The organism is Rhodopseudomonas parapalustris (assembly GCF_053772255.1).
In genome coordinates, this window is record NZ_JAMKBZ010000026.1 from 32,773 (window position 1) to 56,001 (window position 23,229).

The 23,229-nt window shown below is 64.7% G+C and carries 26 protein-coding genes; 13 read left to right on the plus strand and 13 right to left on the minus strand.

The window, feature by feature from the left end:
• The first annotated feature begins 14 nt into the window (after positions 1–14).
• From sciP to flbD, 6 genes are all read left to right on the plus strand, one after another.
• A complete protein-coding gene (sciP, locus tag M9H71_RS19510) occupies positions 15–290 on the plus strand; it encodes a CtrA inhibitor SciP (protein WP_011156827.1) in 276 nt (91 codons plus the stop codon).
• 199 nt (positions 291–489) lie between these two features.
• Complete coding sequence (gene fliF, locus M9H71_RS19515) at positions 490–2,106, plus strand: flagellar basal-body MS-ring/collar protein FliF (protein ID WP_455406583.1); 1,617 nt, start codon at positions 490–492, stop codon at positions 2,104–2,106.
• 6 nt (positions 2,107–2,112) lie between these two features.
• On the plus strand, positions 2,113–3,201 hold the full coding sequence (gene fliG, locus M9H71_RS19520) for a flagellar motor switch protein FliG (protein WP_455406584.1): 1,089 nt from the start codon (positions 2,113–2,115) through the stop codon (positions 3,199–3,201).
• Positions 3,201–3,827 carry a FliH/SctL family protein gene (locus tag M9H71_RS19525; RefSeq protein WP_455406585.1) on the plus strand — a complete coding sequence of 209 codons (627 nt, stop codon included), beginning with the start codon at positions 3,201–3,203 and terminating at the stop codon, positions 3,825–3,827. The genes fliG and M9H71_RS19525 overlap by 1 nt, the downstream gene beginning before the upstream one ends.
• A 17-nt stretch (positions 3,828–3,844) precedes the next feature.
• On the plus strand, positions 3,845–4,192 hold the full coding sequence (gene fliN, locus M9H71_RS19530) for a flagellar motor switch protein FliN (RefSeq protein WP_114357679.1): 348 nt from the start codon (positions 3,845–3,847) through the stop codon (positions 4,190–4,192).
• A gap of 47 nt (positions 4,193–4,239) precedes the next feature.
• A complete protein-coding gene (gene flbD, locus M9H71_RS19535) occupies positions 4,240–5,619 on the plus strand; it encodes a sigma-54-dependent transcriptional regulator FlbD (protein ID WP_455406586.1) in 1,380 nt (459 codons plus the stop codon).
• Between the two features lie 165 nt (positions 5,620–5,784).
• On the opposite strand, the gene M9H71_RS19540 is transcribed toward flbD, so the two are convergent.
• From M9H71_RS19540 to M9H71_RS19550, 3 genes are read right to left on the minus strand one after another with little or no spacing between them, the layout of a single operon-like run.
• The gene (locus M9H71_RS19540; protein ID WP_455406615.1) at positions 5,785–5,949 is read right to left on the minus strand and encodes a hypothetical protein; all 165 of its coding nucleotides are present in this window, start codon (positions 5,947–5,949) and stop codon (positions 5,785–5,787) included.
• 48 nt (positions 5,950–5,997) lie between these two features.
• On the minus strand, positions 5,998–6,276 hold the full coding sequence (locus M9H71_RS19545; protein ID WP_455406587.1) for a DUF1488 domain-containing protein: 279 nt from the start codon (positions 6,274–6,276) through the stop codon (positions 5,998–6,000).
• Between the two features lie 36 nt (positions 6,277–6,312).
• Positions 6,313–6,582: a hypothetical protein gene (locus tag M9H71_RS19550; RefSeq protein WP_455406588.1), complete on the minus strand. Its 270-nt coding sequence runs from the start codon at positions 6,580–6,582 to the stop codon at positions 6,313–6,315.
• A gap of 229 nt (positions 6,583–6,811) precedes the next feature.
• Between M9H71_RS19550 and M9H71_RS19555 the strand changes: the two genes are divergently transcribed.
• Entirely contained in the window at positions 6,812–7,642 is an 831-nt protein-coding gene (locus tag M9H71_RS19555) for a transglutaminase-like domain-containing protein (protein WP_455406589.1), read from the plus strand.
• 146 nt (positions 7,643–7,788) lie between these two features.
• Complete coding sequence (locus M9H71_RS19560) at positions 7,789–8,898, plus strand: ATP-dependent DNA helicase (protein ID WP_455406590.1); 1,110 nt, start codon at positions 7,789–7,791, stop codon at positions 8,896–8,898.
• Between the two features lie 17 nt (positions 8,899–8,915).
• Here M9H71_RS19560 and M9H71_RS19565 read toward each other — a convergent pair whose 3' ends face one another.
• The 3 genes from M9H71_RS19565 to M9H71_RS19575 all read right to left on the minus strand — a co-directional run bounded on the left by M9H71_RS19565 (position 8,916) and on the right by M9H71_RS19575 (position 11,894).
• Positions 8,916–9,329, minus strand: coding sequence for a hypothetical protein (locus tag M9H71_RS19565; RefSeq protein WP_455406591.1), 414 nt, complete (start codon positions 9,327–9,329; stop codon positions 8,916–8,918).
• Positions 9,330–9,461: 132 nt separating this feature from the next.
• The gene (locus tag M9H71_RS19570; protein ID WP_455406592.1) at positions 9,462–11,000 is read right to left on the minus strand and encodes a caspase family protein; all 1,539 of its coding nucleotides are present in this window, start codon (positions 10,998–11,000) and stop codon (positions 9,462–9,464) included.
• Positions 11,001–11,198: 198 nt separating this feature from the next.
• Complete coding sequence (locus M9H71_RS19575) at positions 11,199–11,894, minus strand: class I SAM-dependent methyltransferase (protein ID WP_455406593.1); 696 nt, start codon at positions 11,892–11,894, stop codon at positions 11,199–11,201.
• A 285-nt stretch (positions 11,895–12,179) separates the two neighbouring features.
• Between M9H71_RS19575 and M9H71_RS19580 the strand changes: the two genes are divergently transcribed.
• Positions 12,180–12,707, plus strand: a complete 528-nt coding sequence (locus M9H71_RS19580) for a Dps family protein (protein WP_455406594.1) — start codon at positions 12,180–12,182, stop codon at positions 12,705–12,707.
• Positions 12,708–12,823: 116 nt separating this feature from the next.
• On the opposite strand, the gene M9H71_RS19585 is transcribed toward M9H71_RS19580, so the two are convergent.
• Together M9H71_RS19585 and carA are read right to left on the minus strand one after the other, a co-directional pair.
• Positions 12,824–13,348, minus strand: coding sequence for a hypothetical protein (locus tag M9H71_RS19585; protein ID WP_455406595.1), 525 nt, complete (start codon positions 13,346–13,348; stop codon positions 12,824–12,826).
• 242 nt (positions 13,349–13,590) lie between these two features.
• On the minus strand, positions 13,591–14,784 hold the full coding sequence (carA, locus tag M9H71_RS19590) for a glutamine-hydrolyzing carbamoyl-phosphate synthase small subunit (RefSeq protein ID WP_455406596.1): 1,194 nt from the start codon (positions 14,782–14,784) through the stop codon (positions 13,591–13,593).
• A 148-nt stretch (positions 14,785–14,932) separates the two neighbouring features.
• On the opposite strand from carA, the gene M9H71_RS19595 reads away from it, so the two are divergent.
• Positions 14,933–15,637, plus strand: a complete 705-nt coding sequence (locus M9H71_RS19595; protein ID WP_455406597.1) for an alpha/beta fold hydrolase — start codon at positions 14,933–14,935, stop codon at positions 15,635–15,637.
• A gap of 163 nt (positions 15,638–15,800) precedes the next feature.
• Entirely contained in the window at positions 15,801–16,256 is a 456-nt protein-coding gene (locus M9H71_RS19600) for a GatB/YqeY domain-containing protein (protein ID WP_455406614.1), read from the plus strand.
• Positions 16,257–16,470: 214 nt separating this feature from the next.
• On the opposite strand, the gene M9H71_RS19605 is transcribed toward M9H71_RS19600, so the two are convergent.
• Positions 16,471–18,051, minus strand: a complete 1,581-nt coding sequence (locus tag M9H71_RS19605; RefSeq protein WP_455406598.1) for a DHA2 family efflux MFS transporter permease subunit — start codon at positions 18,049–18,051, stop codon at positions 16,471–16,473.
• A gap of 10 nt (positions 18,052–18,061) precedes the next feature.
• Positions 18,062–19,243 carry an HlyD family secretion protein gene (locus M9H71_RS19610; protein WP_455406599.1) on the minus strand — a complete coding sequence of 394 codons (1,182 nt, stop codon included), beginning with the start codon at positions 19,241–19,243 and terminating at the stop codon, positions 18,062–18,064.
• 438 nt (positions 19,244–19,681) lie between these two features.
• Between M9H71_RS19610 and M9H71_RS19615 the strand changes: the two genes are divergently transcribed.
• Positions 19,682–20,530 carry a DUF2189 domain-containing protein gene (locus M9H71_RS19615; RefSeq protein ID WP_455406600.1) on the plus strand — a complete coding sequence of 283 codons (849 nt, stop codon included), beginning with the start codon at positions 19,682–19,684 and terminating at the stop codon, positions 20,528–20,530.
• A gap of 114 nt (positions 20,531–20,644) precedes the next feature.
• Here the strand turns inward: M9H71_RS19615 and M9H71_RS19620 are convergent, their stop codons facing one another.
• Both M9H71_RS19620 and M9H71_RS19625 read right to left on the minus strand, forming a co-directional pair.
• The gene (locus M9H71_RS19620; protein WP_455406601.1) at positions 20,645–21,118 is read right to left on the minus strand and encodes an SRPBCC family protein; all 474 of its coding nucleotides are present in this window, start codon (positions 21,116–21,118) and stop codon (positions 20,645–20,647) included.
• Positions 21,111–21,425, minus strand: coding sequence for an ArsR/SmtB family transcription factor (locus M9H71_RS19625; protein WP_011156846.1), 315 nt, complete (start codon positions 21,423–21,425; stop codon positions 21,111–21,113). Before M9H71_RS19625 ends, M9H71_RS19620 begins: the two co-directional genes overlap by 8 nt.
• Before the next feature lie 127 nt (positions 21,426–21,552).
• Between M9H71_RS19625 and M9H71_RS19630 the strand changes: the two genes are divergently transcribed.
• On the plus strand, positions 21,553–22,170 hold the full coding sequence (locus M9H71_RS19630) for a LysE family translocator (protein WP_455406602.1): 618 nt from the start codon (positions 21,553–21,555) through the stop codon (positions 22,168–22,170).
• 124 nt (positions 22,171–22,294) lie between these two features.
• Here M9H71_RS19630 and M9H71_RS19635 read toward each other — a convergent pair whose 3' ends face one another.
• Positions 22,295–23,092, minus strand: a complete 798-nt coding sequence (locus tag M9H71_RS19635; protein WP_455406603.1) for an N-formylglutamate amidohydrolase — start codon at positions 23,090–23,092, stop codon at positions 22,295–22,297.
• Positions 23,093–23,229 lie beyond the last annotated feature (137 nt).

Below are 23,229 nucleotides of genomic sequence, written 5' to 3' on the forward strand. Positions count from 1 at the left end.
GTTGTGAGTAAGCCATGACAGAGCCCCACCGCCCGAGGGTAAAATACGTGATCGGGCCCGATGGAAGCCCCTTGACGATTGCCGACCTGCCTGCACCCGGCACCAAGCGCTGGGTCATCCGCCGGAAGGCCGAAGTCGTTGCCGCCGTTCGCGGTGGTCTGCTCTCCCTCGAAGAGGCGTGCAGCCGATACACGTTGACGGTGGACGAGTTCCTGTCCTGGCAGTTCTCGATCGACCATCACGGTCTGGCCGGGCTGCGCACCACCCGAATTCAGCAGTATCGCCAGTAAACCAATCGGTTCCCGATTTTGACGATTTAACGAAAGCCGGCCCCGTTTCGGGAAGCCGGCTTTCAGCATTTTCAAGGGTTTTTGCGGTCCGTTAAGATTCGTTAACCATATGGAAACCATCCCATAGGCAAGATTTGCCTAGCCGTGCGGAGAGGCTGATCCGCCGGTCGGTCGCGCCGTGCATCCGAGGGGCTGGTCCTTGCAGAATCTGTTGAGTTTCCTGAAAGGCTTGGGAGCCGCGCGGTTGATGGCGATGATCGCCGTCACGGTTGCATTGCTCGGGTTTTTCGCCTTCGTCATTATGCGTGTGTCGCAGCCGCAGATGACGACGCTTTATACGGACCTCAGCATGGAAGACTCCTCCAGCATCATCAAGGAGCTGGAGCGCCAGGCGATTCCCTACGAGGTGCGCAACGACGGCGCGATTCTGATGGTGCCGCGGGACAAAGTGACGCGGCTGCGGATGAAGCTTGCCGAAGGCGGCCTGCCGAAGGGCGGGGGCGTCGGCTACGAGATCTTCGACAAGTCCGACGCGCTCGGCACCACCAGCTTCGTTCAGAACATCAATCATCTGCGAGCGCTGGAAGGCGAGCTGTCGCGCACCATCCGGGCGATCGACCGGGTGCAGGCGGCGCGAGTGCATCTGGTGCTGCCGGAGCGTCCGCTGTTCGCGCGCGAGGCGCCGGAGCCGTCGGCCTCGATCGTGCTGCGCGTGCGCGGCGCGCTGGAGCCGCAGCAGGTCCGGGCCATCCGACATCTGGTCGCGTCGGCTGTCAACGGTCTGAAGCCGCAGCGGGTGTCGATCGTCGACGAGGCCGGGCAGCTCCTCGCCGACGGCTCCGCCAGCGGCGAGGCCGCAGAAGGCGCCACCAGCGACGAACGCCGTGCCGCGTTCGAAAAGCGGCTGCGTAGCCAGATCGAGGGCATCGTCTCCTCGGTGGTCGGCGCCGGTCGTGCTCGCGTGCAGGTCTCGGCCGATTTCGACTACAACAAGATCACCCAGACCTCCGACAAGTTCGATCCGGAAGGCCGTGTGCTGCGGTCGAGCCAGACCCGTGAAGAGTCGGCCGCGACCTCCGCGGCAGACGGTCAGGTCACCGTGAACAACGAGCTGCCGGGCAACAATCAAGGCCAGACCGCCGGTCCGCGCGACGTCAGCAAGAAGTCCGAAGAGACCAACAATTACGAGATCTCCCGCATCACCAAGACCGAGGTCACCGAGGCCGGCCGCGTCAACCGGCTGTCGGTCGCGGTGCTGGTCGACGGCATCTACACCCCGAACGACAAGGGCGAGCTGGTCTATGCCGAGCGGCCGAAGGAACAGCTCGATCGCATTGCCGCACTGGTGCGCTCGGCGATCGGCTTCGAGCAGAAGCGCGGCGATCAGGTGGAAGTCGTCAATCTGAAGTTTGCCGAAGCGCCGCAGATCGAGAAGCTGCCGGAGCCGGCCGGGCTGCTCGGCATGTTCCAGTTCACCAAGGACGACATCATGAACATGATCCAGCTCGGGGTGATGTTCCTGCTTGGCCTGGTAGTGCTGTTCATGGTGATCCGCCCGCTGGTGAAGCGCATCCTGGCCGCGGAGCCGGGAGCGGAAGCGGCCGGCGGCCTGCCGGCGCTCGCCGACGGCACCGTGCCGCAGATCGGCTCCGACGGTCAGCCGGTCGCACCGGGCATGCCCAACATGATCGACATCGCTCAGGTGCAGGGCCAGGTCCACGCCCAGTCCGTGCACCGGGTCGGTGAACTCGCCGAACGCAATCCCAACGAAACCGCCGCCATTGTCCGTCAATGGCTGGCCGAACCCGCTACCTAATCCGCCATGGCCGACGCCTCCCTCCCAGCAACCAGTCAGGATGACATCGCCACCGTCGTCGCGACGTTGGCGCAGCGGCAGAGCGGCCGGCCGCCGAGCAAGCCGCTCAGCGGACCGAAGCGCGCCGCGATCCTGATGCTGGCGCTCGGCGAGCAGTATGGCGGCAAGATTTGGAGCCTGCTCGACGACGAGGAAGTGCGCGAACTGTCCTCAGTGATGTCGACGCTCGGCACCATCGAACCGGAAACTGTCGAGGACCTGCTGCTCGAATTCGTGTCGCGGATGTCGGCGTCCGGCGCGCTGATGGGCAACTACGACGCCACCGAGCGGCTGCTGCAGAAATATCTGCCGGCCGACCGCGTCTCCGGCATCATGGAAGAAATCCGCGGCCCCGCCGGCCGCAACATGTGGGAGAAGCTCTCCAACGTCTCCGAAGAGGTGCTCGCCAACTATCTGAAGAACGAGTACCCGCAGACCACCGCGGTGGTGCTGTCGAAGCTGAAGCCGGAGCACGCCGCCAAGGTGTTGGCGATCCTGCCGGAGGACATGGCGCTCGACGTCATCAACCGCATGCTGCGGATGGAGGCGGTGCAGAAGGAAGTGATCGAGAGCGTCGAAAAGACGCTGCGTTCCGAATTCATGTCGAACCTGTCGCAGACCCGCCGCCGCGACGCCCACGAAGTGATGGCGGAGATCTTCAATAATTTCGACCGCCAGACCGAGACCCGGTTCATCACCTCGCTGGAAGAGGACAACCGCGAGTCCGCCGAGCGCATCAAGGCGCTGATGTTCACCTTCGACGATCTGGTCAAGCTCGACGCCGGCTCGGCGCAGACGCTGATGCGCAACATCGACAAGGACAAGCTGGCGATCGCGCTGAAGAGCGCCAACGAGGAGGTCCGCGGCTTCTTCCTCGGCAACATGTCGTCGCGCGCCGGCAAGATGCTGCTCGACGACATGGCCGCGCTCGGTCCGGTGCGGCTGCGCGACGTCGACGAGGCGCAGGCGCTGCTCGTCAATCTCGCCAAGGATCTCGCCGCCAAGGGCGAGATCGTGCTGACCAAAAACCGCGCCGACGACGAACTGGTGTACTGATGGCCGCTCCCGCTCAGAAATTCCTGTTCAACGACGATTTCGGGGCGCCGGAAAAGGCTCGCGAAAACACGATTGGCGCCGCCGAGCTGGCCCAGGCGGTCGCCGCCGCCGAGCAGCGCGGTTATCAGAACGGTTTCGCCGCCGGTCAGAACGAGGCCGTGGTCGAGGCGCAGCGGCGCAGCGCGACCGCGCTGGAGCAGGTCGCCCAGGCGATGCACGTCATCGCCAGCGGCATCGGCGGTGTCGAAACCCGGATGGAGACCGAGGCGGTCGAAGTCGCGATCGCGGCGGCGCGAAAGCTGTGCGGCGAGCTGATCGCCGCCGAGCCGCTCGCCGAGATCACCGCGCTGGTGGGAGATTGCTTTCGGCATCTGGTGGCGACGCCGCATCTGGTGGTGCGGATCAACGACGCGCTGTACGAGGCCGCGCGCGAGCGCATCGAATTGCTTGCCAAGCAGAGCGGCTTCGCCGGGCGCCTGGTGCTGCTGGCCGATCCGGAAATTGCCGGTGGCGACTGCAAAATCGAATGGGCCGACGGCGGCGTGGTGCTGGAGCGCGCCACGGTCGAGGCCAAGATCGACGAATTGGTGGGCCGCTACATGGCGACCCGCAACAGCGGCCGATGACAAGAGGATGGTGAGACATGGGCGACAATGACGGCCAGGTGCCGCTTCCCGACCTCAACGGCGCCGATGCGCCGCCGCTGGCCGACGTCGGATATCAGGACGACGAACAGATTTCGCGCGTCGCCGCCGACCTCGAGGCGGTGTTCGACGTCCCGGTACAGGTCTCGGCCGTGCTCGGCCGGTCGAAGATGGACGTTGGCGAGCTGCTCAAGCTCGGGCCCGGCGCGGTGCTGGAGCTTGATCGCCGCGTCGGCGAGGCGATCGACATCTATGTGAACAACCGTCTGGTGGCGCGCGGCGAAGTCGTGCTGGTCGAGGACAAGCTCGGCGTCACCATGACGGAAATCATCAAGGCGGACACCTAAACGCGAAGCGCGCGGAATTCGCGCGGAAGGACATCCAGGAGCAATCCATGCGGCTTCTTATCGTCGGCACCCTGAAGGGCCAGCTCACCACCGCGACCAAGATCGCGATCGACAACGGCGCGTCGGTCACCCACGCCGCCGACAACGAACAGGCGATGCGTGTGCTGCGCGGCGGCAAGGGCGCGGATCTGCTGCTGGTCGATGTCGCGCTCGATATTCGCGATCTGGTGATGCGGCTGGAAGCCGAGCACATCCATGTACCGATCGTCGCCTGCGGCATTGCCTCCGATGCCCGCGCGGCGGTCGCCGCGATCCACGCCGGCGCCAAGGAGTACATCCCGTTACCGCCGGATCCGGAGTTGATCGCTGCGGTGCTGGCTGCGGTGGCCAACGATTCCCGCGAACTGGTGTATCGCGACGATGCGATGGCGAAGGTGGTGAAGCTGGCGCAGCAGATCGCCGCTTCCGACGCCTCGGTGATGATCACCGGCGAGAGCGGCACCGGCAAGGAAGTGCTGGCGCGCTACGTTCACAGCCGCTCCAACCGGGCCAAGAAGCCGTTCATCAGCATCAATTGCGCGGCGATCCCCGAGCATCTGCTCGAATCCGAATTGTTCGGCCACGAGAAGGGCGCCTTCACCGGCGCGGTGGCGCGCCGCATCGGCAAATTCGAGGAAGCCACCGGCGGCACGCTGCTGCTCGACGAAATCTCCGAGATGGACGTGCGGCTGCAATCAAAGCTGCTGCGCGCAATTCAGGAGCGGGTGATCGACCGCGTCGGCGGCAAGAACCCGGTGCCGGTCGACATCCGCATCCTCGCCACCTCCAACCGCAATCTATCCGAAGCGGTGCGTGAAGGTACGTTCCGCGAGGACCTGCTATTCCGGCTCAACGTCGTCAATCTGAAGATTCCGCCGCTGCGCGAGCGGCCGGCCGACATCCTCGAACTGGCGCAGCACTTCGCCAAGAAATACGCCGACGCCAACGGCGTGCCGCTCCGTCCCTTGTCGGCGGAAGCGCGCCGCGTGCTCACCACCAATCGCTGGCCGGGCAATGTCCGCGAACTGGAGAACACCATCCATCGCTCGGTGCTGATGGCGCAGGGCGACGAGATCGGCCCCGAGGCGATCATCACGCCGGACGGCGATCGGCTCGATCAGGCCAAGACGCCGGCAGCGGTGGCGCACGCCACTTTCGCCGCCGAGCAGGTCACCCGCGCGCTGGTCGGCCGCACTGTCGCCGACGTCGAACGCGATCTGATTCTCGAGACGCTGAAGCACTGCCTCGGCAACCGCACCCACGCTGCCAATATCCTCGGCATCTCGATCCGCACGTTGCGCAACAAGCTCAATGAATACGCCGACGGCGGCCTGCCGATCCCGCCCGCGGGCGGCGGCGAGCCACGCGCCTTCGTGCAGACGGCTTGAGCGCCGCGTAGCGTCGTTTCTCGCCCTGAAGAGAGTCTTCCGGTCCCCTCTGGAAAGGTCTCTCCTCCGCCCTTCCTCCTGAAAGGAGGTGGGGCGGAGCGGGCAACTTCATACCCCGTCATTCCGGGCTCGCGCTGCGCGCCCCCGGAATGACGAAAGCGAGCCTCAGGAATATTTCGGTGCGTCGGGATTACGGAAGATGCGGATCGGATCGCCCGGGGTCAGCTTAGGCGCGGTCAGCATCGTGTAGGCGTACAGCGCCAGATAGGCGCAAGCGATCGCGCCGATGCCGTAGAACAGCCAGATCGCCACACGCCGCATCTCGTTCATCCTCCGCTTCGCGGAAGATGGCGATCTCGTCGCCGGAGTCAAATCGAGTCAGTCGCGAAAATCGAGCCGCCGTAGAATGACCCCCGGAGGGCGACCTTCCAGCTCGGCGTTGGCGAATTTGCGCTCGGCGCAGCTCTCGATGCTGGCGCGCAGCCGCATGAACTGCTGCTCGCGCTGCGCCGGCGGAGTTCTTTTCGCACCGTCGAGAAAGTCCATCGCGTCCGAACTGATCGCGCAGGGCACTTCGGTCAGATCGCTGATCATCGAAAACAGCACCACTGACCGGTCCTCGTCATAACCGCGAAAATCGCCGCTGGTGAAGCTCATGCTGAATCATCCTCGTGTTGCGGCGGACCGCGCGGGTCAGGGCTGGTTGGTGGTGCGGTCGGCGTGCCGTGCGTCGCGCAACGCGTCGGGTGCGATCGTGATCATTTCCACCGACGACTGACGCGGCGGCGCGCAGGGCACCGTGATCATCGTCGCGACGCGGCGGAATACCGGGAATGACAGGCCCTCGATCATCTCTTCGTCGGTGACGACGTCATAAGCGCCCGCCGGCAGTTCGCGGTCGATGCCGCGCAGTCGAAACGGATGAGCGAAGACGATTGTTTCGCGGCGCGTTCGTGTGGTCATGGACGCCTCCTTTGGGACACTGCGTCCGATCGCCGGCAGCGCTGCCGCTTGGTCCGACGAACGCCGGTCATGCTGCGCCTTTTCCCCCGCGATAGCCATCGAATTCGTCGCCGTTGCGTCCGCTGGGGCGCGAGCCGCTTGTATTTTGGCGTCCGATCGCCAATTAAGGGAAGCAGCCGGCGATCAGTTCCGATCAAGCCCACGGCGCGATGGCGGAGAAGCCGAACCCATGAAGCTCCGCGTCGGCTACGAGATGATTTACGACTTTCCGCAACCGACGCCGATGATCGTGGTGCTCGGGACTCATTTCAGCCGAGCCTCAGACGTCATCGTTCCGGACTTTCTGACCGTCGATCCGGCCGTGCAGGTCACACCCTATCGCGACATGTTCGGCAATTGGTGCAGCCGCATGGTGGCGCCCGCTGGGCGAATGCGGCTCGCCGCCGACGGCATCGTGCGCGACAGCGGCGTGCCGGATCCGGTGGTGCCGTCGGCGCGTCAGCATGCGATCGAAGATCTGCCGGCCGAGACCATCGTGTATCTGCTCGGCAGCCGCTATTGCGAGACCGACCTGTTGTCCGATACCGCGTGGAAGATGTTCGAAACGACGACGCCCGGCTGGCCGCGGGTTCAGGCGATTTGCGATTTCGTGCACAATCACATCAAGTTCGATTATCAGCACGCGCGCGCGACCCGCACCGCGCACGAAGCCTTCGACGAGGGCCGCGGCGTGTGCCGCGACTACGCCCATCTGGCGATCGCGCTGTGCCGCTGTATGAATATTCCGGCGCGCTACTGCACCGGCTATCTCGGCGATGTCGGCACCCCGAAGCCGTGGGCGGCCGGCGACTTTGCCGGCTGGTTCGAGGCCTTCATCGGCGGTCACTGGTACACGTTCGATCCGCGCAACAACGTGCCGCGGCTCGGCCGGGTGTTGATCGCGCAGGGCCGCGATGCCGCCGACGTGCCGATCACGCAGACCTTCGGTCCCAACACCCTGGTGAGCTTCAAGGTCTGGACCGACGAAATCGACGAGACGGCCGCTGCCGGCGTGCACTGATCGCAGGGCGAGCCGGAGCTGCGGGTCTGAATTTCTGAAGCGTTTTCCTGACGCGAATCGGTTTCCACTTCGCTCGAAAACGATCTAGCTTGCCGGCATCGAATCGCCGCGGGTTCGCCCGCCGCGTGGACCGCCCGCGAGATCCCATGACCACCTTCACCCCTGTTCAGGACGAGGCTTTGAAAGCCGTCGGCGCCTGGCTCAAGGCCAAGCCCGGGCGCAACGGCACGCCGCTGGTGTTTCGGTTGTTCGGCTATGCCGGCACCGGCAAGACTACGCTGGCGCGCGAGATCGCCGAAGGCGTGTCGGGCGAGGTGAAGTTTGCCGCGTTCACCGGCAAGGCGGCGCTGGTGATGCGCAACAAGGGCTGCGACGACGCCTCCACCATCCATTCGCTGATCTATCGCACCAAGGAGAGCGGCGTCGAACAGCCGAGCTTCGAGCTGTGGGACGACGCGCCGGCCTCCAAGGCCAAGCTGATCGTGATCGACGAATGCTCGATGGTCGACGAGGAACTGGGCCGCGACCTGATGTCGTTCGACTGTCCGCTGTTGGTGCTCGGCGACCCGGCGCAACTGCCGCCGATACAGGGCGGCGGCTTCTTCACCAATGCCGAGCCCGACGTGATGCTGACCGAGGTGCATCGTCAGGCACAGGACGATCCGATCGTACGGCTGTCGATGGACGTGCGCGAGGGCAGGGGACTCGAGCGCGGGCGCTATGGCGAAACCGAGGTGGTGAGCCGCGATCAGCTCGATCCGCAGCGGGTGATGGATGCCGACCAAGTGCTGGTCGGCCGCAACAATACGCGCCGCGCCTACAACGCCCGTTTCCGCCAGCGGCTGAATATCGAAGACCCGTTTCCGGTCGGCGGTGACAAGCTGGTCTGCCTGCGCAACAACCGCAAGAAGGCGCTGTTCAACGGCGGGCTGTGGCGGGTGAAGTCGCGCTCGCCGATCAAGACCAAGATCATCACCCTACGGGTGACGCCCGACGAGGATTTCGGCGGCCGGCTGACCAAAGTGTCGGTGCGCAACGAGTGCTTTGCCGGCGGCATCGAAGATATCTCGTGGGATCAGCGCAAGCCCTATGACGAGTTCGATTACGGCTACGTACTCACCGTGCACAAGTCCCAGGGCTCGCAATGGGACGACGTTGTGCTGTTCGACGAGAGCTTCGCGTTCCAGGACTCGCGCGCCCGCTGGCTCTACACCGGCATCACAAGGGCTGCGAAGCGGCTGAGCGTAGTGGTGTGAGCCGAAGGTAGGCGGCTTCAGCGCGCGCTGCAGGTTGCCGAGGTGATCTGCGGCTTCTCACAGATCGCGAGGCCAAATGATGTCATGAAGGTGTAGTCCCGCTTGCCAGGCTTGAGGCGATGGGCGACCTTGATCTGACAGCCGCCCCCGACGACCTTTAGGTCGATCATCATGAGGTTATTAGGGTATTCACGGATCGCCCGCAAGCTGCGACGGCCGGCGACGCGCAGCGAGGCCGATCCGCCGTCGACCTCGGTGCGATGTCGCCCGAGCTTTACCGCGTAGTTGGTGTTCTCGACGTTGCCGGTCACCGCCAGATCGGCCGTACGGTCTGGCCGCAGCGTGCCGGAGCCTTCGATGTGGATCGGATAGTTCCGGATGTAGGGGCGGCTGCAATTGGCGATTCCGTCAACGACGAATTTGGCCAGCACCTGGGCTTCCGCGGAGGCGTTGAGCAGCGAAAAGGCGGCGAGAGTGGCTGGAAGGAGCTTAATGAACATACGTTGCCTTTCTCGGTCGAATATGTTTCCTCAAGTGGCCTCTGTGCGAAGACTTGTAGGTGGCTACTCGCAATAACTCTGTCCGCTGACGACAAAACAGTTTCGTCGGGGCGTCGGGGCGCGGCGTGTCACGGGCTTGGACGGTCGGTTTGAGGCCGCCTTTGTCTGGATGCAAACTGAGCGGCGTTCGCTCTCGACACCGGCGAGAGCGCCTGCCGTTGCGGTGTCGGTCTGTAAGCGCGATCCTGTCTGCTTGTTGAACCTCTCTAACGCCTTCTGGGTCGCGCTTGTCCAGGTCCCGCTGGGAGCACTGGCGAAGCATCCGAGCCGCTTTAACTCTTTCTGGATCCTATTTGTCAGCTCTCGATCGTCACCGGTGTCCGTACCGGTCTCCGATGTCGGCCCTGATGCAGAAGGCTGAGGTAGGGCGGCGATCCTGTCTGCTATGTCCAGTTTGTCGGAGATCGCGGTTGACGCTGGCTTCGGCGGAGCGGCCGCAATGCTCGGCGTCGCCGGCCCGGCCGCTCTATCGTTGGTTGCGGGTGGCGGCGTTGCGGGGAGCGCCGTCGGCGGTTGCGGCGTCTCCCGTCCCAGCGACGCTGCGTTCGGAGTGGCGAGCTGTACCAAGTTTTGCGCCGCAGCGCGGTTCGGCTCGGGCTGCTGCTGCGCCAAGTCGAGCTTGTTGACATGACCGCGGGCGAGCAGCGCGTAATAACCGTCCGGATACTGGCTGAGGAAGGCTTGATAGCCCTCCTTGGTATTGAGCTGTACGGCTAATTCGTAGTCTCGCCGGATGTCGAGTTGCGGTCGCCGTTCTGGCGTGGCGATGGTCTTTTGCGGCACCAGCGGCAGGTCGTCACCTCCAAGTGATCCGTACAGATAGGGTTCCTGCTTGTTTTGCGTTGCCTTCAGCACGTCGTCGCGGACGTAGCCGAAGGCGCGACGTAGATCGAGGCCGGGCCGCGGCAGATGCTTGAGAATCGCGGAGGTGAACGGGCTGTGCGCGCCATCTCCGTCTGCGGCGGTTGATCCGGCCTTCGCCGCGTAAGCGATCAACGTGTTGGTGCTGGTCGGTTCGACCTTGGCGAGGCCGCGTCCGACCGCGCGCGTAGCCATCGTACGCTTCATCGTCTTGGCCAACGGGTTGTCCCGGCAGGCGTCGAGGACCACCAGATGCAAGCGCTTGGCCGGCTCGATCATAGAGAGCACGCGGTCGAGCGAGAACGCTTCGTCAAAAACGTCGAGGTCCCGCTCAAGCGCCGCATCGACAGGAACGAGATAGTTAGTACCGTCGATCTCGATGCCGTGCCCCGCGTAATACACAACTGCGACGTCTGCGTGCTGGACTGAATCGGAGAATCGACGCAGCGCTCGGCGGGTTTCGGTGATGTTGAGGTTGTAGTAGGCGTCGACCCTGTCGAATCCCGATTCAACCAACATTTTGGCGATAGCCATCGCATCGTTCTTCGGATTGGCGAGTTGCACTACGTTTGCGTAGCTGGAATTGCCGATCACCAGTGCGATCCGTGAGTCGGCGGCGTCGGCGCGGTGCATCCAGCCGATAGTGACAAATGTCAGCAGGCAGGCGATCGCGCGCGTCATCATTTTGCTAACCCCAATCGAGCCGACGGAGCTTGAGGAGCCAAATTGCTAGGCGAAATATCGATCATCACGATCGCCACTAGAATGGGGGAGCATCAGGATCGGACCTGAACGCAATTCAATATTGATAATTGAATGCAACTATCGCGGGAAGTGGGCTGTTTGTCCAGTCCCGCGGTGGGGGCGCGAAGCGCCTTGTTACTCCGCCTTCCGCGCCAGGAAGGTCATCCGCCACGGATTGTGGCCGATGTTCTGCTCCGCGCGGCGGGCGGTGAAGCCGGCGGTGGTGAGCTTGGCCAGGGTCTCGGCCTCGCTGTAGCGCTGCAAGCCGATCTTGGTTCGCAGTTCGCGATAATCGGATAACGCGGTCCTCGCCAGCCCCCACAGCGCATCCTTCAGGAAGCCGTGACGGCGCGCCATCAGCAGGAGCGCCAGCACGTCACGCGGCATCCCGACCTCGGGGCGGAGAATATCGCCGAGCACGAGGCTGCCGGGCGGCGACAGCAGACGCCGGATCACCGCGAACGCCTGGTCGAGTTCGGCCGGCGTCATGTATTGTGCCACCGAATTCATCACCACCAGGTCGACCGAGCTGTCCGGCATGGTGCGCAGATCGTCGAGCGATCGCACCCGGATCTTGGTGTCGAGTGCGTAGCGGGCGATCAGCCGGCCGCGCACGCCGGGAGCGGGCTCGGCCAGGATCAGCTTGCCGCATGCCTCCGCGACGCTGGGCGCCGACAGCGCTTCGCCGCAGGAATAGTCGAGCACTACTGCGCCGGGGGAGGGGATGTAGCCGATGATATCGCGGGCAATCTCGGCAAAATGCACGTCGCGATGGCGCTTGCTGACATAGATCGTGTGGGTGGAGTCGTAATAGTCGATCCAGTCGTCCATCCCGTGACCTCGAAACCCGCCGAAACCAGGCCGAACGCGGCCAATCCGAGGCCGATCGGTGCAGCGCCGCGGCTCCCGCATAGCTGTTCCATCCTTGGAACGCCACCGCACGCCGCGCGTTGTCGAGGGGTCTAACGTGTTTCGCGGGAAACACCAATGCACTGCCGCGATGTCCGCCACGATCCTTCCGGGAGCGGCTTTGGATCGCTGGACCTTCGCGGGCGTCCCGCAGCCTGACAGCCGCTCATCCCTCGCCCTCGGGCGCCTCACAACAGGATCGTCATCGTGACCAAAGCCAAATCCGCCTCCGTCGCCCCTGAACTCGACACTCCGACCGATCTGCCGCATCAGGCGGTGGACAAGATCTCGACCGCGCTGAACGGCCTGCTGGCCGATTCCTTCGCGCTGTATCTGAAGACCAAGAACTTCCATTGGCACATCAGCGGCCGTCACTTCCGCGACTATCATCTGCTGCTCGACGAGCAGTCGGCGCAGATCCTGGCTACCACTGACGAGCTCGCAGAGCGCGTCCGCAAGGTCGGCGGAACCACGCTGCGGTCGATCAGTCACATTGGGAAGTTGCAGACCATTCAGGACAACAACGACGACTACGTGCCGCCGCGCGAGATGCTGCGCGAACTGATGAACGACAACAAGAAGGTCGCCGCCGCGATGCGCAAGGCGCACGAGATCGTCGACGAGTGCAAGGACGCCGCCAGCGCCGGCCTGCTGGAAAACTACATCGACGAAACCGAAAAGCGTACTTGGTTCCTGTTCGAAGCCACCCGCCAGGAAGGCGCAAACGAGGCTTAACGGAGAGGCTTGAGACAAGCCTTTTTGAGAAAAGAACTTGCTCTACGCACTGCGACCCCCTCTCCCCGCCCTTCGCGGGGAGAGGGGGTCGCGCGTATGGGATGAGCAGCGCAAAGCTACTTCGCCCACAGCCTCAGCAGCGGCCCATCCGCACCGAACACCGGATCGGTTGTAGGAAGCGGGACCAGCGGAATCGTCTGCAGCGCTTTGCGATAATGGTGTGGAGTCGGCCTCGTCACTTGCATCGTCGGGCCCGGCGGGTAGGCGCCGACGATTGAAAAGTCGTGGCTGGCGAACAGGCATTTGTGGCCGGTGCCGGCCGGCAGCACGGCGACGTCGCCGGGTGTCAGTTCGATCGCCTCGCCCTGTTCGCCGCCGAACAGCACGAGCGCCCGACCGCGCGCGACACCGAGCGCCTCGTGGACGGTCGCGTGATAGTGATGATAATCGTAGATGCCGTTGCGCCAGCGGTCGCCCCAGCCATTGCCTTCGAACAGATCCTCGATCGCCTGTTCCGGATTGCCGCCCGCGATGTCCACGGCACGCTTGTACAGCAGCAGCGGCATTGGGTTGTTCGGGATCAGTCCATCGTCGTCAAAGCGATGAAGCCGTGGCTTGATCTGGTCGCGGGCGAGCGACATGAGGTCTCCGGCGTGGGATTTGATGACGCCGGGATAACGCCACGCCGCCGACGTGGTTCCTTTTGGTTCCGCGTTCGGCAGGTCGAACACCAGGCGGCGCGCCAGTGGCTCACGGCACCCGTCCTTCCGGGACGAGCGCAGCGGCGAATCCGGAAGCCCGAGGTGATCGTTTGCGCGAGATGCCGGGGCGCGAGCTTGCGCTCGCGACCCGGAATGACACCTCGAACGATGTGGAAGCCGGCTTACGCCGCAGCCTTCTTCGCGCGCATCAGGTCGGTGAAGCGGCGGAACAGGTAGTGCGAGTCCTGCGGGCCTGGGGAGGCCTCGGGGTGGTACTGCACCGAGAACACCGGCTTGTCGGCCAGCGCGATGCCGCAGTTGGAGTCGTCGAACAGCGAGACGTGGGTCTGCTGGACGTTGGCCGGCAGAGTCGATTTGTCGACCGCGAAGCCGTGGTTCATTGAGGTGATCTCGACCTTGCCGGTGGTGAGATCCTTGACCGGATGATTGGCGCCGTGGTGGCCCTGATGCATCTTCACCGTCTTGCCGCCGAGCGCGAGGCCGAGCATCTGGTGGCCGAGGCAGATGCCGAAGGTCGGCACGCCGGTGTCGATCACCTTCTGGATCACCGGCACCGCGTATTTGCCGGTCGCGGCCGGATCGCCCGGGCCGTTGGACAGGAACACGCCGTCAGGCTTCATCGCCAGGATGTCCTCGGCCGAGGTGGTGGCGGGCACCACGGTGACCTTGCAGCCTTCCCCGGCGAGCAGCCGCAGGATGTTGCGCTTGATGCCGTAGTCGATCGCGACGACGTTGAACTCAGGGCTCTCCTGGCGGCCGAAGCTCTCGCCCCACGCCCACGGCGTCTCGTCCCAGGTGAAGCGCTGACCCGAGGTGACCATCGGCACCAGGTCCATGCCTTCCAGGCCGGGCCACTCGCGGGCCTCTTCCTTCAGCGCATGCAGGTCGAACTCGCCGCTCGGCGAATGCGCGATCACCGCATTGGGCATGCCCTTGCTGCGGATCAGCGCGGTCAGCGCGCGGGTGTCGATGCCCGACAGGCCGATGATGCCGCGAGCCTTCAGCCAGGCGTCGAGGTGCTTCGACGAGCGGTAGTTGGACGGGTCGGTGATGGCGCTGCGCAGGATCACGCCGCGCGCGCCCGGCGTCGCCGCCATGTTCACCGTCTCGATATCCTCGTCGTTGGTGCCGACGTTGCCGATATGCGGGAAGGTGAAGGTGATGAGCTGCCCGGCGTAGGACGGATCGGTGAGGATCTCCTCATAGCCGGTCATCGCGGTGTTGAAGCAGACCTCGCCGACGGCGTGGCCCTCTGCGCCGAGGCCGAAGCCCTCGAACACGGTGCCATCGGCGAGCACGAGCAGCGCGGTCGGCTTGTGGTCCGGCCAGGCGGGATGGGATGCTGAATTGGTCATGAGCGCACTACATAGTCGCGGGCGTTGCCGACGTCAAAGCGGCAAACCCCTCCCATTGTTCGCTTTTGGACGAGATTTGACAGGGAATTTGGCTGTCCTAGGCTTGGGACCCGGCGCTGGGGCAGAATCGTGCGTGGGGAGAGGTTGCATGGACACATCATTGCCGGTGGTGCTGGTGCCCGGTTTGGCGGGCTCGCCGCGGATTTACGCCCCGATCCTGCCGGCGCTGTGGGCGTGCGGCTCGCCGGTGGTGGTCGCCAACCATATCCGCGACGACAGCATGGCGGCGATCGCCCGGCGGATTCTGGCCGAGGCGCCGTCCCGCTTCGCGCTCGCCGGGCACTCGATGGGCGGCTACATCGCGTTCGAGATCATGCGTCAGGCGCCCGACCGGGTCGCCAAGCTCGCGTTGATCAACACCCAGGCGCGGCCCGACAGTCCGGAGGCCTCCGAGCGCCGCACCCGGCAGATCGGCGAGGCGGAAGCCGGCCGGCTGCACGCGGTTCTGGACGAGCTGTACCCCGGCTTCGTTCATCCGTCGCGCCGTGAAGACGTCGCGCTGCGGACCATCGTGCACGACATGGGCGATGACGTTGGCGTCGCTGGCTTCGTCCGCCAGCAGCGCGCCATCATCACCCGTGCCGATTCCAGGCCCGCCCTGGGCACGATCCGCTGCCCGACCCTGGTGATCTCCGGCGACAGCGACGCCACCATCCCGAACAGCCTGTCGCTCGAGATGGCGGACGGGATCAAAGGCGCCAAGCTGGTGATCGTGACCGATTGCGGGCACCTGCCGCAGATCGAGCAGCCCGCCGCCACAGCCGCGGCGCTGGCGGATTGGCTGCGGAACTAGAGTTGTTTCAGGCCGCCGAACCGCCTACATCAGGCGCGAAAACCGTCTCCTCGTCATTGCGAGGAGCGCAGCGACGAAGCAATCCAGAGTCCGCATGCGGAGCGCTGGATTGCTTCGCTTCGCTCGCAATGACGGTCCCGACGAAGATGCCAAGGAGCCCGACATGCTGCGCGACGACATCAACACCGCCGTGAAAGAGGCGATGAAGGCCAAGGACGAGCGCAAGCTGTCGACGCTGCGGATGGTGAACTCGACCATCAAGAACGCCGACATCGAAGCGCGGGGCCAAGGCAAGCCGCCGCTCTCCGATGGCGATCTGCTCAGCCTGCTGCAGAAGATGATCAAGCAGCGTCAGGAATCGGTCGCGCTGTACGATCAGGGCGGCCGCGCCGAGCTCGCCGACCAGGAGCGCGCCGAGATCGCGGTGATCCAGGCTTACTTGCCGCAGCAGATGTCCGATGACGAGGTCAAGGCCGCGATCGCCGCCACCATCACCGAGACCGGTGCCGCCGGCATCAAGGACATGGGCAAGGTGATCGGCGCGCTGAAGGCGAAGTATGCCGGCCAGATGGATTTCGGCAAGGCCAGCGGCATGGTCAAGGCGGCGCTGACGGGTTAGTTCGTCCTCGAGACGTGGCTGCGTCGCTAATCCCAAGCACGTCATTCCGAGGCGCGAGGGCAGCTCGCGAACCGGAATCTTGCAATTGCTACGCGCGGCGTACGCTGCGGATGAGCTCTTCGGGGTTCCGGGATCGCCGCCGCGCGGCGCCCCGGAATGACGGTGCATGAGGCTGAAAGGCCGCAATGACGGAGTCACTGCCTCCGCATTCTCGTCAATGTCCCATCGCCGGCTTCGCGCTGCGGTCGACGCTGCGCAGGGACAAAGCGAGCGGGATCATCAGCAGGGCGATGGCGGCGAGGGCGACGAACACGTCGATATAGGCCAGATACGACGCCTGGGCGCTGACGATCTCGCCGATCATCGCCATTGCGGTGCCGGCGGTGTTGCCGGTCGCGTTCTGGCTCTTCAGATAGGCTTCGAGTTGGGCCAGCGTGCTGTGGAAGAACGGATTCCACGAGCCGATATTCTCCACCAGCCGGCTCTGGTGAAATTGTTCGCGCTGCGCCAGCACGGTCTGGCTGATCGAGACGCCGATCGAGCCGCCGAAATTGCGGGCGAGGTTGATCAGCGCAGAAGCCTGGTCGGTCTTCGATGCCGGAATGCCGTCGTAGGAGGCGGTGGTGATCGGAATGAAGATCAGCGGCAGGCCGATGCCGAGATACATCCGCGACCACGCGAAATACGAAAAATCGGCGCCCGGCGAGAGCCATGTCAGGTCGATCATCGCACCGGCGCAGACCGCTGCGCCGATCGCGATCAGCCAGCGCGGCTGCACCTTGCCGAGCCGCCCGACGATTAGCATCATTACCATCGTCACCAGGCCGCCCGGCGAGATCACCAGGCCGGCCAGCGTCGCGGTGTAGCCGTACAGCGCCTGCAGCAGTTGCGGCAGGATCTGCGTGGTCGCGATCAGCAGTGCGCCGGTCGCCAGCATGATGATGAAGCAGCTCCCGAACTGCCGACCGGTCAGCATCTTGATGTCGATCAGCGGCGTCCTGCGGGTCATCTCCCACGGCACGAACAGCAGCAGCGATAAAACCGATACCACCGCGAACGTGACGATGAAGCTGGACGAGAACCAGTCTTCGACCTGGCCGCGGTCGAGCACGACTTCGAGCGAGCCGAGGAACGTCGCCACCAGCAGGAAGCCGATCACGTCGAAATTCGGTCCCTTGGCCCACAATTTGGCGCGCGCCTTCTTCTGCGCCTCCGAGGCCGGAATGATCAGATAGATCAGCACGAGCGACACCAGTCCGACCGGCACGTTGATCAGGAAGCACCAGTGCCACGACAGGTTGTCGCTGAGCCAGCCGCCCAGCGTCGGCCCGACCACCGGAGCCACCACCACCGCGATTCCGTACAGCGCGAAGCCCTGGCTACGTTTGGACGGTGGAAACGCCGCGGCGAGGATCGATTGCGCCACCGGGGTCATGCCGCCGCCGGCGAGACCCTGCAGCAGGCGGAACAGCAGCAGCGAGTTCAGACTCCACGCCATGCCGCACAGGAACGACGACAGCGTGAACAGCGCGATGCAGACGATGAAGAAGTTCTTGCGGCCGAACATCTCGGCGATCCAGCCGGATGCGCACAGCACGATCGAATTCGCCACCAAATAGGTGGTGACCACCCACGACGCCTGATCGTTCGACACCGCGAGGCCGCCGGCGATGTAGCGCAGCGCGACGTTGGCGATGGTGGTGTCGAGCACCTCCATGAAGGTTGCGACCGACACCAGAACCGCAATCCCCCAGGGGGAACTGCCGTATTCGCCTACGGCTTCGGCATCCGCCATCGCTGTGTACTCAAGGTTTGACGGTAACGCTCACCTCGACCGACATGCCGGGACCGAGCTCGACGTCGGGGCGTTGATCGAAGGTGATCTTGACCGGCACGCGCTGCACCACCTTCACCCAGTTGCCGGTGGCGTTCTCCGCCGGTAACAGGCTGAAAGCGGTGCCGCTGCCGGCCTGGATGCTGCCGACATGGCCCTTGAAAGTGTGGCCATAGGCATCGACGGCGATCTCGACCGGCTGACCGGGCTTCATGTGTTGGAGCTGGGTTTCCTTGAAGTTGGCCGTCACCCAGACGTCGAGCGGCACCAGCACCATGATCGACTGGCCGGACGAGGCCAGCGCACCGACAGCGCCGGTCAGTTTGGCGATCCGGCCGGCTGTCGGCGCGTGCAGTTCGGTGCGCTGCAGATTGATGTCGGCGGTTTCCTTCTGCGCCTGCGCGGCCCGGAGCTGGGCCTGCGCGGATTCCCGCTGCGCGCGCAGCACGTCGATCTGGCGTTCCGCCGCCACCTGCGCGGCCTCTGCGGCGTCGAGCGCGGCTTTCTTCGACGTGAAATCGGACTGCGCCTGCTGGGCCCGTTGCAGGGTGCCGGCGCCTTTGTCGACCAGATCCTGATAGCGCTGGTTCTCCTCGCCGGAGAACTTCAGTGCCGCCTGAGCCTCGGTGACCTGTTTGGCCGCCGCGTCGATCTGCGCCTTCTGGGCTGCGATCTGCGCGGTGAAATTGTCGATCGACGCCTGCGCCTGTTGGATCTGCGCCGCCGCCTGATCGACCGAGGCCTGATAGTCGCGCGGATCGATCTTGGCCAGGAGCTGACCCGCTTTGACGACCTCGTTGTCGGTGACGGCGACCTGCGTGATGGCGCCGGTGACCTGCGGGCTGATCAGCACCGAGCGGGTGTCGATGAAGGCGTCGTCGGTGGTTTCGAAGTTGCGGGCGTACAGCCACCACGCAATTCCGCCGCCGATCGCCGCGACGATCAGCACCGCGACCGCAATCGCGGCGGTCGGATGCCGGCCGATCAGCGCCTTCACGCCGCCCGGCCGGCTGCCCTGCTGATCGTCATCTTGATCCCGGAGCTGCTCGCCGGGAGGCTCGGTGACCGCAGAACGAGCATGGGGGGATGAGGGCGAGGGCTGAGGATCGGCGAGATCGGAGCCTGCGAGGGCGGGGCTGTCGAGGGTATTCATCGCAAAACGCTCTTGCGCGCGGCATCGCCACGCCACGACCGGCCAACACCGCAGCGCACAACAAAGTTCCATTGCGAAACTGCAGATGAGGTCCGCCCGGAACGACCTGCCCGCGATTCGATGGTCGAAGCGGCGGATTGTTTCGGCGACGACGCGCGCGGTTACTTGATCACGGGGGTGTGAAGGTGCGGGCGCCCGGTGGACGCGAGCCGGCCGGCCTCGTTGCCGGAGCCGGAAAATCGCTGGAAAGGGGCGGGTAAGTTGTCCGTTTCGTCCCTATTGCGCTGCGAATTAGTTGTGCGATGCAGTGAGGAACTAATTATCACGTCAATTTGGTAGTCGTTGTCTGCGTGCGAAGTGATTGACGGTCGCAAAAGTGCGGTTCTTAATACGTGCAACTAACAACGTTCGGTGCCCACGAGCCAGGGAAGAGCGACCATGTCGATCTCCGGTAAGGTTGATCCCGTGGTGCGGCGAATTACGATCGCCGACATTGCGGAAGCGTTCGGACAAGGGCTGCGCGATTTTCAGGCCGCGCCGCTTTATGGCCTTGCCTTCGGTGCGTTCTATGCCGTGGGCGGACTCCTGATCCTCGCCTGTCTCACCGCCTTCCATATGGTGTATCTGGCCTATCCGCTCGCCGCCGGCTTCGCGCTGATCGGACCATTCGTGGCGCTCGGGCTGTATGAAGTCAGCCGGCAGCGCGAAACCGGGACGCGGCCGTCCTGGCTGCAGATCATCGGGCTGATGCGCAGCCGGAGCGAGCTCGGCTGGATGGCGTTCGTCACCCTGTTTCTGTTCGTGATCTGGATGTATCAGGTCCGGCTGCTGATCGCGCTGTTCCTCGGCGTCGGCGCCTCGTTCGGCAGCCTGCAGGAGTTCATCTCGGCAGTGCTCACCACCAATGAAGGGCTGGTGTTCCTCGCGGTCGGCAATTGCGTCGGGGCAGGCCTCGCTTTGGTGCTGTTCTCGCTGACGGTGGTGTCGTTCCCGCTGCTGCTCGATCGTGACGTCGATTTCGTCACCGCGATGGTCACCAGCGTGCGCGCGGTGGTGGCCAGCCCGTTGCCGATGATCGGCTGGGCCGCGACCATCGTGCTGCTGCTCGCGGTGTCGGCATTGCCGTATTTCCTCGGCCTCGTCGTGACGCTGCCGGTGCTCGGCCATGCCACCTGGCACCTCTATCGCAAGATCGTCGCGCCGGTCGCGGCCGAGCTGCCCGACACCGCCGAGACCGAGGCGAGCAGCAACGTCGTGGCGATGCATAAGCGCGCCGCGGTAGGGTGACGCCCTGCTAGAGACGGTTGATGGCCGGGACAAGCCCCGGCCATGACGTCTCCGTGAGCAACCTAAGCTGTTTCCGGACAAGCTCTACCGCAGGCAATGTGAGCCGGTTGCGGCTTACACATGAGCGACTTCCGCCGCCGCGTGCGACGGAGGAGCAAACGGCAGCGGATGGCCGGTCTCCAGAATGCTCTTCAGGCTCGCCAGCACCATTGGCCAGCCGAAGCTGATGCTCGGCAGCGTCGCGCTGCGTTCGGCAAAGTTCTCGTGCGTGACCGTGAGTTTGACCAGCTCGCCCTGCGGTTCGATCACGTAGGTGACACGCGACGGCTTCTCCTGCCGCATTGCTGGATCCCACACCGAGACCCAATCATACGCCAGCCGCCGCGGCGGATCTGACTCGACGATGGTGCAGCGGTTCTTGATCTCGCCGTCGCGCTCCATCGTCATCGCAGATCCCACGGTCCAATCCGAGCGCAGCGTACAGTCCATCCAGTAGCGGCTGGTGAAGTCTGCATCGGTCAAGGCGTGCCACAGCTTCTCCGGCGTGGTGCGAATATAGGTGACGTAGGCGAATTCCGGCTTACTCATCGCGCGTCTCCAGTTTGCGTTTCAGGTCGCTGAGGGCGGCGAGCCGGCCGCGCTCGAATTTCCTGATCCAGCGTTCGCCGATTTCATGGATCGGCATCGGGTTCAGGTAGTGGAGCTTCTCGCGACCGTGTTTGACCGTGGCGACCAGATTGGCCGCTTCGAGAATCGCAAGATGCTTGGTCACGGCCTGTCGCGTCATTGCCAGACCGTCGCAGAGATCGCTCAGCGTCTGCCCGTTGCGGGCGTGGAGCCGGTCCAAAAGGGCGCGCCGCGAACCATCTGCCAGCGCTTTGAAGACCTCATCCATGGCGGCGATAATAGGCAACCAAAAGGTTGCGTGTCAAGCGCGCCGAGCAGCGCGGCTTTTCGCCGGTCGCCGCGCCGGAACCGGACTGCTAGGGTGGCTCCGGAATCTCTGTCTGGTTTGGAATGTGATGTCCCTTGAAACGTACCTGACCTATGTCGGCGCCTGCCTCGTGCTGGCATTGCTCCCCGGGCCGGTAGTGACACTGGTGATCGCCAACGGCCTGCGACACGGCACGCGCGCGGCGCTGCTCAACATCGCTGGCGCGCAGCTCGGGCTCGGCCTGGTGATCGGGCTGGTGGCCGCGGGGTTGACCACGCTGATGGCGACGATGGGCTATTGGTTCGACTGGGTGCGGTTTCTCGGCGCCGCCTATCTGGTCTGGCTCGGCATCGGCCTGATCCGCCGGCCGATCGAGGGCCTGTCGACCGATCAGCCGCCGCCCCCGCCGCGCGGCGGGTTCTTCCTGCAGGGTTTCTTCGTGCTACTGGCGAATCCGAAAGTGATGGTGTTCTTCGGCGCGTTCATTCCGCAGTTTGTCGACATGCAGCGCGAGACGGTGCCGCAGGTGGCGCTGCTCGGCATCACCTTCATGGTGGTCGCGGCGATGACGGATGCGATCTACGCGCTGCTGGCCGGCCGCGCCCGCACGATGTTCGCGGCGCACCGCACCCGGCTGCTGTCGCGGATCTCGGGCGGATTCATGATCGGCGGCGGCCTCTGGCTGGCGCTCAGCCGCGCGAAGTGAGAGGAGCCCTTTCCGTCACGGCGATGACGCTAAGCCAAGGGAGCAATCCAGAGACCGAGTGCTCGGCCTCGCTGGATTGCGTTGCCTGCGGCTCGGCATGACGCGGAGGTTTGCGGTCCGGCTGTTATCGCAGCGTCTGCTGTTGCCGCAACGTTTCGGTGATCGTGCTCAGCACCCGGGTCAGACGTCCGGCCCATTCGCCCTGGCCGGCCTCGTCGGCGATCTGATCCTGGCGGATTTCGAGGCCCGAGGTGATCAGGCCGCGCGCGGTGCCGTGCACCGGGATGGTGTAGTCGGTGCCGTCGGAGACCGCGTAGGGCTGGTTGTCGCCGACCACCAGCTCGGGCTCACGCCGCAGCTCGGCGAGCAGAAGCGGCGGCAGCACGGTGCAGTCCTGATACAGCGTGCCGATGTGCCAGGGCCGCGCCATGCCGTGATACACGGGCGTGAACGAATGCAGCGCCAGCAGCACGGTCGGCCGCCCGGACAATTGCCGGTCCTCGATCGCCGCCTCGATCCGTTGATGATACGGATCGAAGATCAGCCGCCGCCGCTCGGCGGCGTGCTCGACGGTGAGTCCGTCATTGCCGGGGATGGTGGTCGCCTCGCTGACCAGCGGAATCGAGCTTTCGGCGCTCGGGGGGCGGTTGCAGTCGATCACCAGCCGTGAATAGCGCTGTGCGATCAGATGCGCGCCGAGCGCATCGGATACCCGTTCGGCGACGCCGGCGATACCGACGTCCCAGGCGATGTGCCGCGACAGTTCGGCTTCGGGCAGGCCGAGATCACCGAGCTGTGCCGGAATCCTGCGGCCGTAATGGTCGCACACCAGCAGGAACGGGGACTCTCCGTTTGGATTGCGCTCGATCACCGGAGGCTCTCCGGCATCGAGGCTGAGGAAACTATCGCGCACGCCGTCCATCACCTGACCTGCCTATCGACCTTTGTCGTCCAAGCCCCGACGAATCGGTAGCGGATTCGCCCGCGCGCCGTCGAGACGAATGGTCGGACACTGTACAAAATTGGAGTCGCCAGCGGCCATTCCAACGGCCGACCGGT

Coding starts and splice junctions, on each gene's coding strand:
- M9H71_RS19595 (WP_455406597.1), top strand. CDS start 14,933: ATGGACACATCATTGCCGGTGGTGCTGGTGCCCGGTTTGGCGGGCTCG.
- M9H71_RS19630 (WP_455406602.1), top strand. CDS start 21,553: ATGTCCCTTGAAACGTACCTGACCTATGTCGGCGCCTGCCTCGTGCTG.
- M9H71_RS19560 (WP_455406590.1), top strand. CDS start 7,789: ATGACCACCTTCACCCCTGTTCAGGACGAGGCTTTGAAAGCCGTCGGC.
- M9H71_RS19635 (WP_455406603.1), bottom strand. CDS start 23,092: ATGGACGGCGTGCGCGATAGTTTCCTCAGCCTCGATGCCGGAGAGCCT.
- fliN (WP_114357679.1), top strand. CDS start 3,845: ATGGGCGACAATGACGGCCAGGTGCCGCTTCCCGACCTCAACGGCGCC.
- sciP (WP_011156827.1), top strand. CDS start 15: ATGACAGAGCCCCACCGCCCGAGGGTAAAATACGTGATCGGGCCCGAT.
- M9H71_RS19550 (WP_455406588.1), bottom strand. CDS start 6,582: ATGACCACACGAACGCGCCGCGAAACAATCGTCTTCGCTCATCCGTTT.
- M9H71_RS19555 (WP_455406589.1), top strand. CDS start 6,812: ATGAAGCTCCGCGTCGGCTACGAGATGATTTACGACTTTCCGCAACCG.
- M9H71_RS19625 (WP_011156846.1), bottom strand. CDS start 21,425: ATGGATGAGGTCTTCAAAGCGCTGGCAGATGGTTCGCGGCGCGCCCTT.
- M9H71_RS19585 (WP_455406595.1), bottom strand. CDS start 13,348: ATGTCGCTCGCCCGCGACCAGATCAAGCCACGGCTTCATCGCTTTGAC.
- M9H71_RS19615 (WP_455406600.1), top strand. CDS start 19,682: ATGTCGATCTCCGGTAAGGTTGATCCCGTGGTGCGGCGAATTACGATC.
- M9H71_RS19600 (WP_455406614.1), top strand. CDS start 15,801: ATGCTGCGCGACGACATCAACACCGCCGTGAAAGAGGCGATGAAGGCC.
- M9H71_RS19525 (WP_455406585.1), top strand. CDS start 3,201: ATGGCCGCTCCCGCTCAGAAATTCCTGTTCAACGACGATTTCGGGGCG.
- M9H71_RS19610 (WP_455406599.1), bottom strand. CDS start 19,243: ATGAATACCCTCGACAGCCCCGCCCTCGCAGGCTCCGATCTCGCCGAT.
- carA (WP_455406596.1), bottom strand. CDS start 14,784: ATGACCAATTCAGCATCCCATCCCGCCTGGCCGGACCACAAGCCGACC.
- M9H71_RS19605 (WP_455406598.1), bottom strand. CDS start 18,051: ATGGCGGATGCCGAAGCCGTAGGCGAATACGGCAGTTCCCCCTGGGGG.
- M9H71_RS19620 (WP_455406601.1), bottom strand. CDS start 21,118: ATGAGTAAGCCGGAATTCGCCTACGTCACCTATATTCGCACCACGCCG.
- M9H71_RS19570 (WP_455406592.1), bottom strand. CDS start 11,000: ATGACGCGCGCGATCGCCTGCCTGCTGACATTTGTCACTATCGGCTGG.
- M9H71_RS19545 (WP_455406587.1), bottom strand. CDS start 6,276: ATGAGCTTCACCAGCGGCGATTTTCGCGGTTATGACGAGGACCGGTCA.
- M9H71_RS19575 (WP_455406593.1), bottom strand. CDS start 11,894: ATGGACGACTGGATCGACTATTACGACTCCACCCACACGATCTATGTC.
- flbD (WP_455406586.1), top strand. CDS start 4,240: ATGCGGCTTCTTATCGTCGGCACCCTGAAGGGCCAGCTCACCACCGCG.
- fliG (WP_455406584.1), top strand. CDS start 2,113: ATGGCCGACGCCTCCCTCCCAGCAACCAGTCAGGATGACATCGCCACC.
- M9H71_RS19540 (WP_455406615.1), bottom strand. CDS start 5,949: ATGAACGAGATGCGGCGTGTGGCGATCTGGCTGTTCTACGGCATCGGC.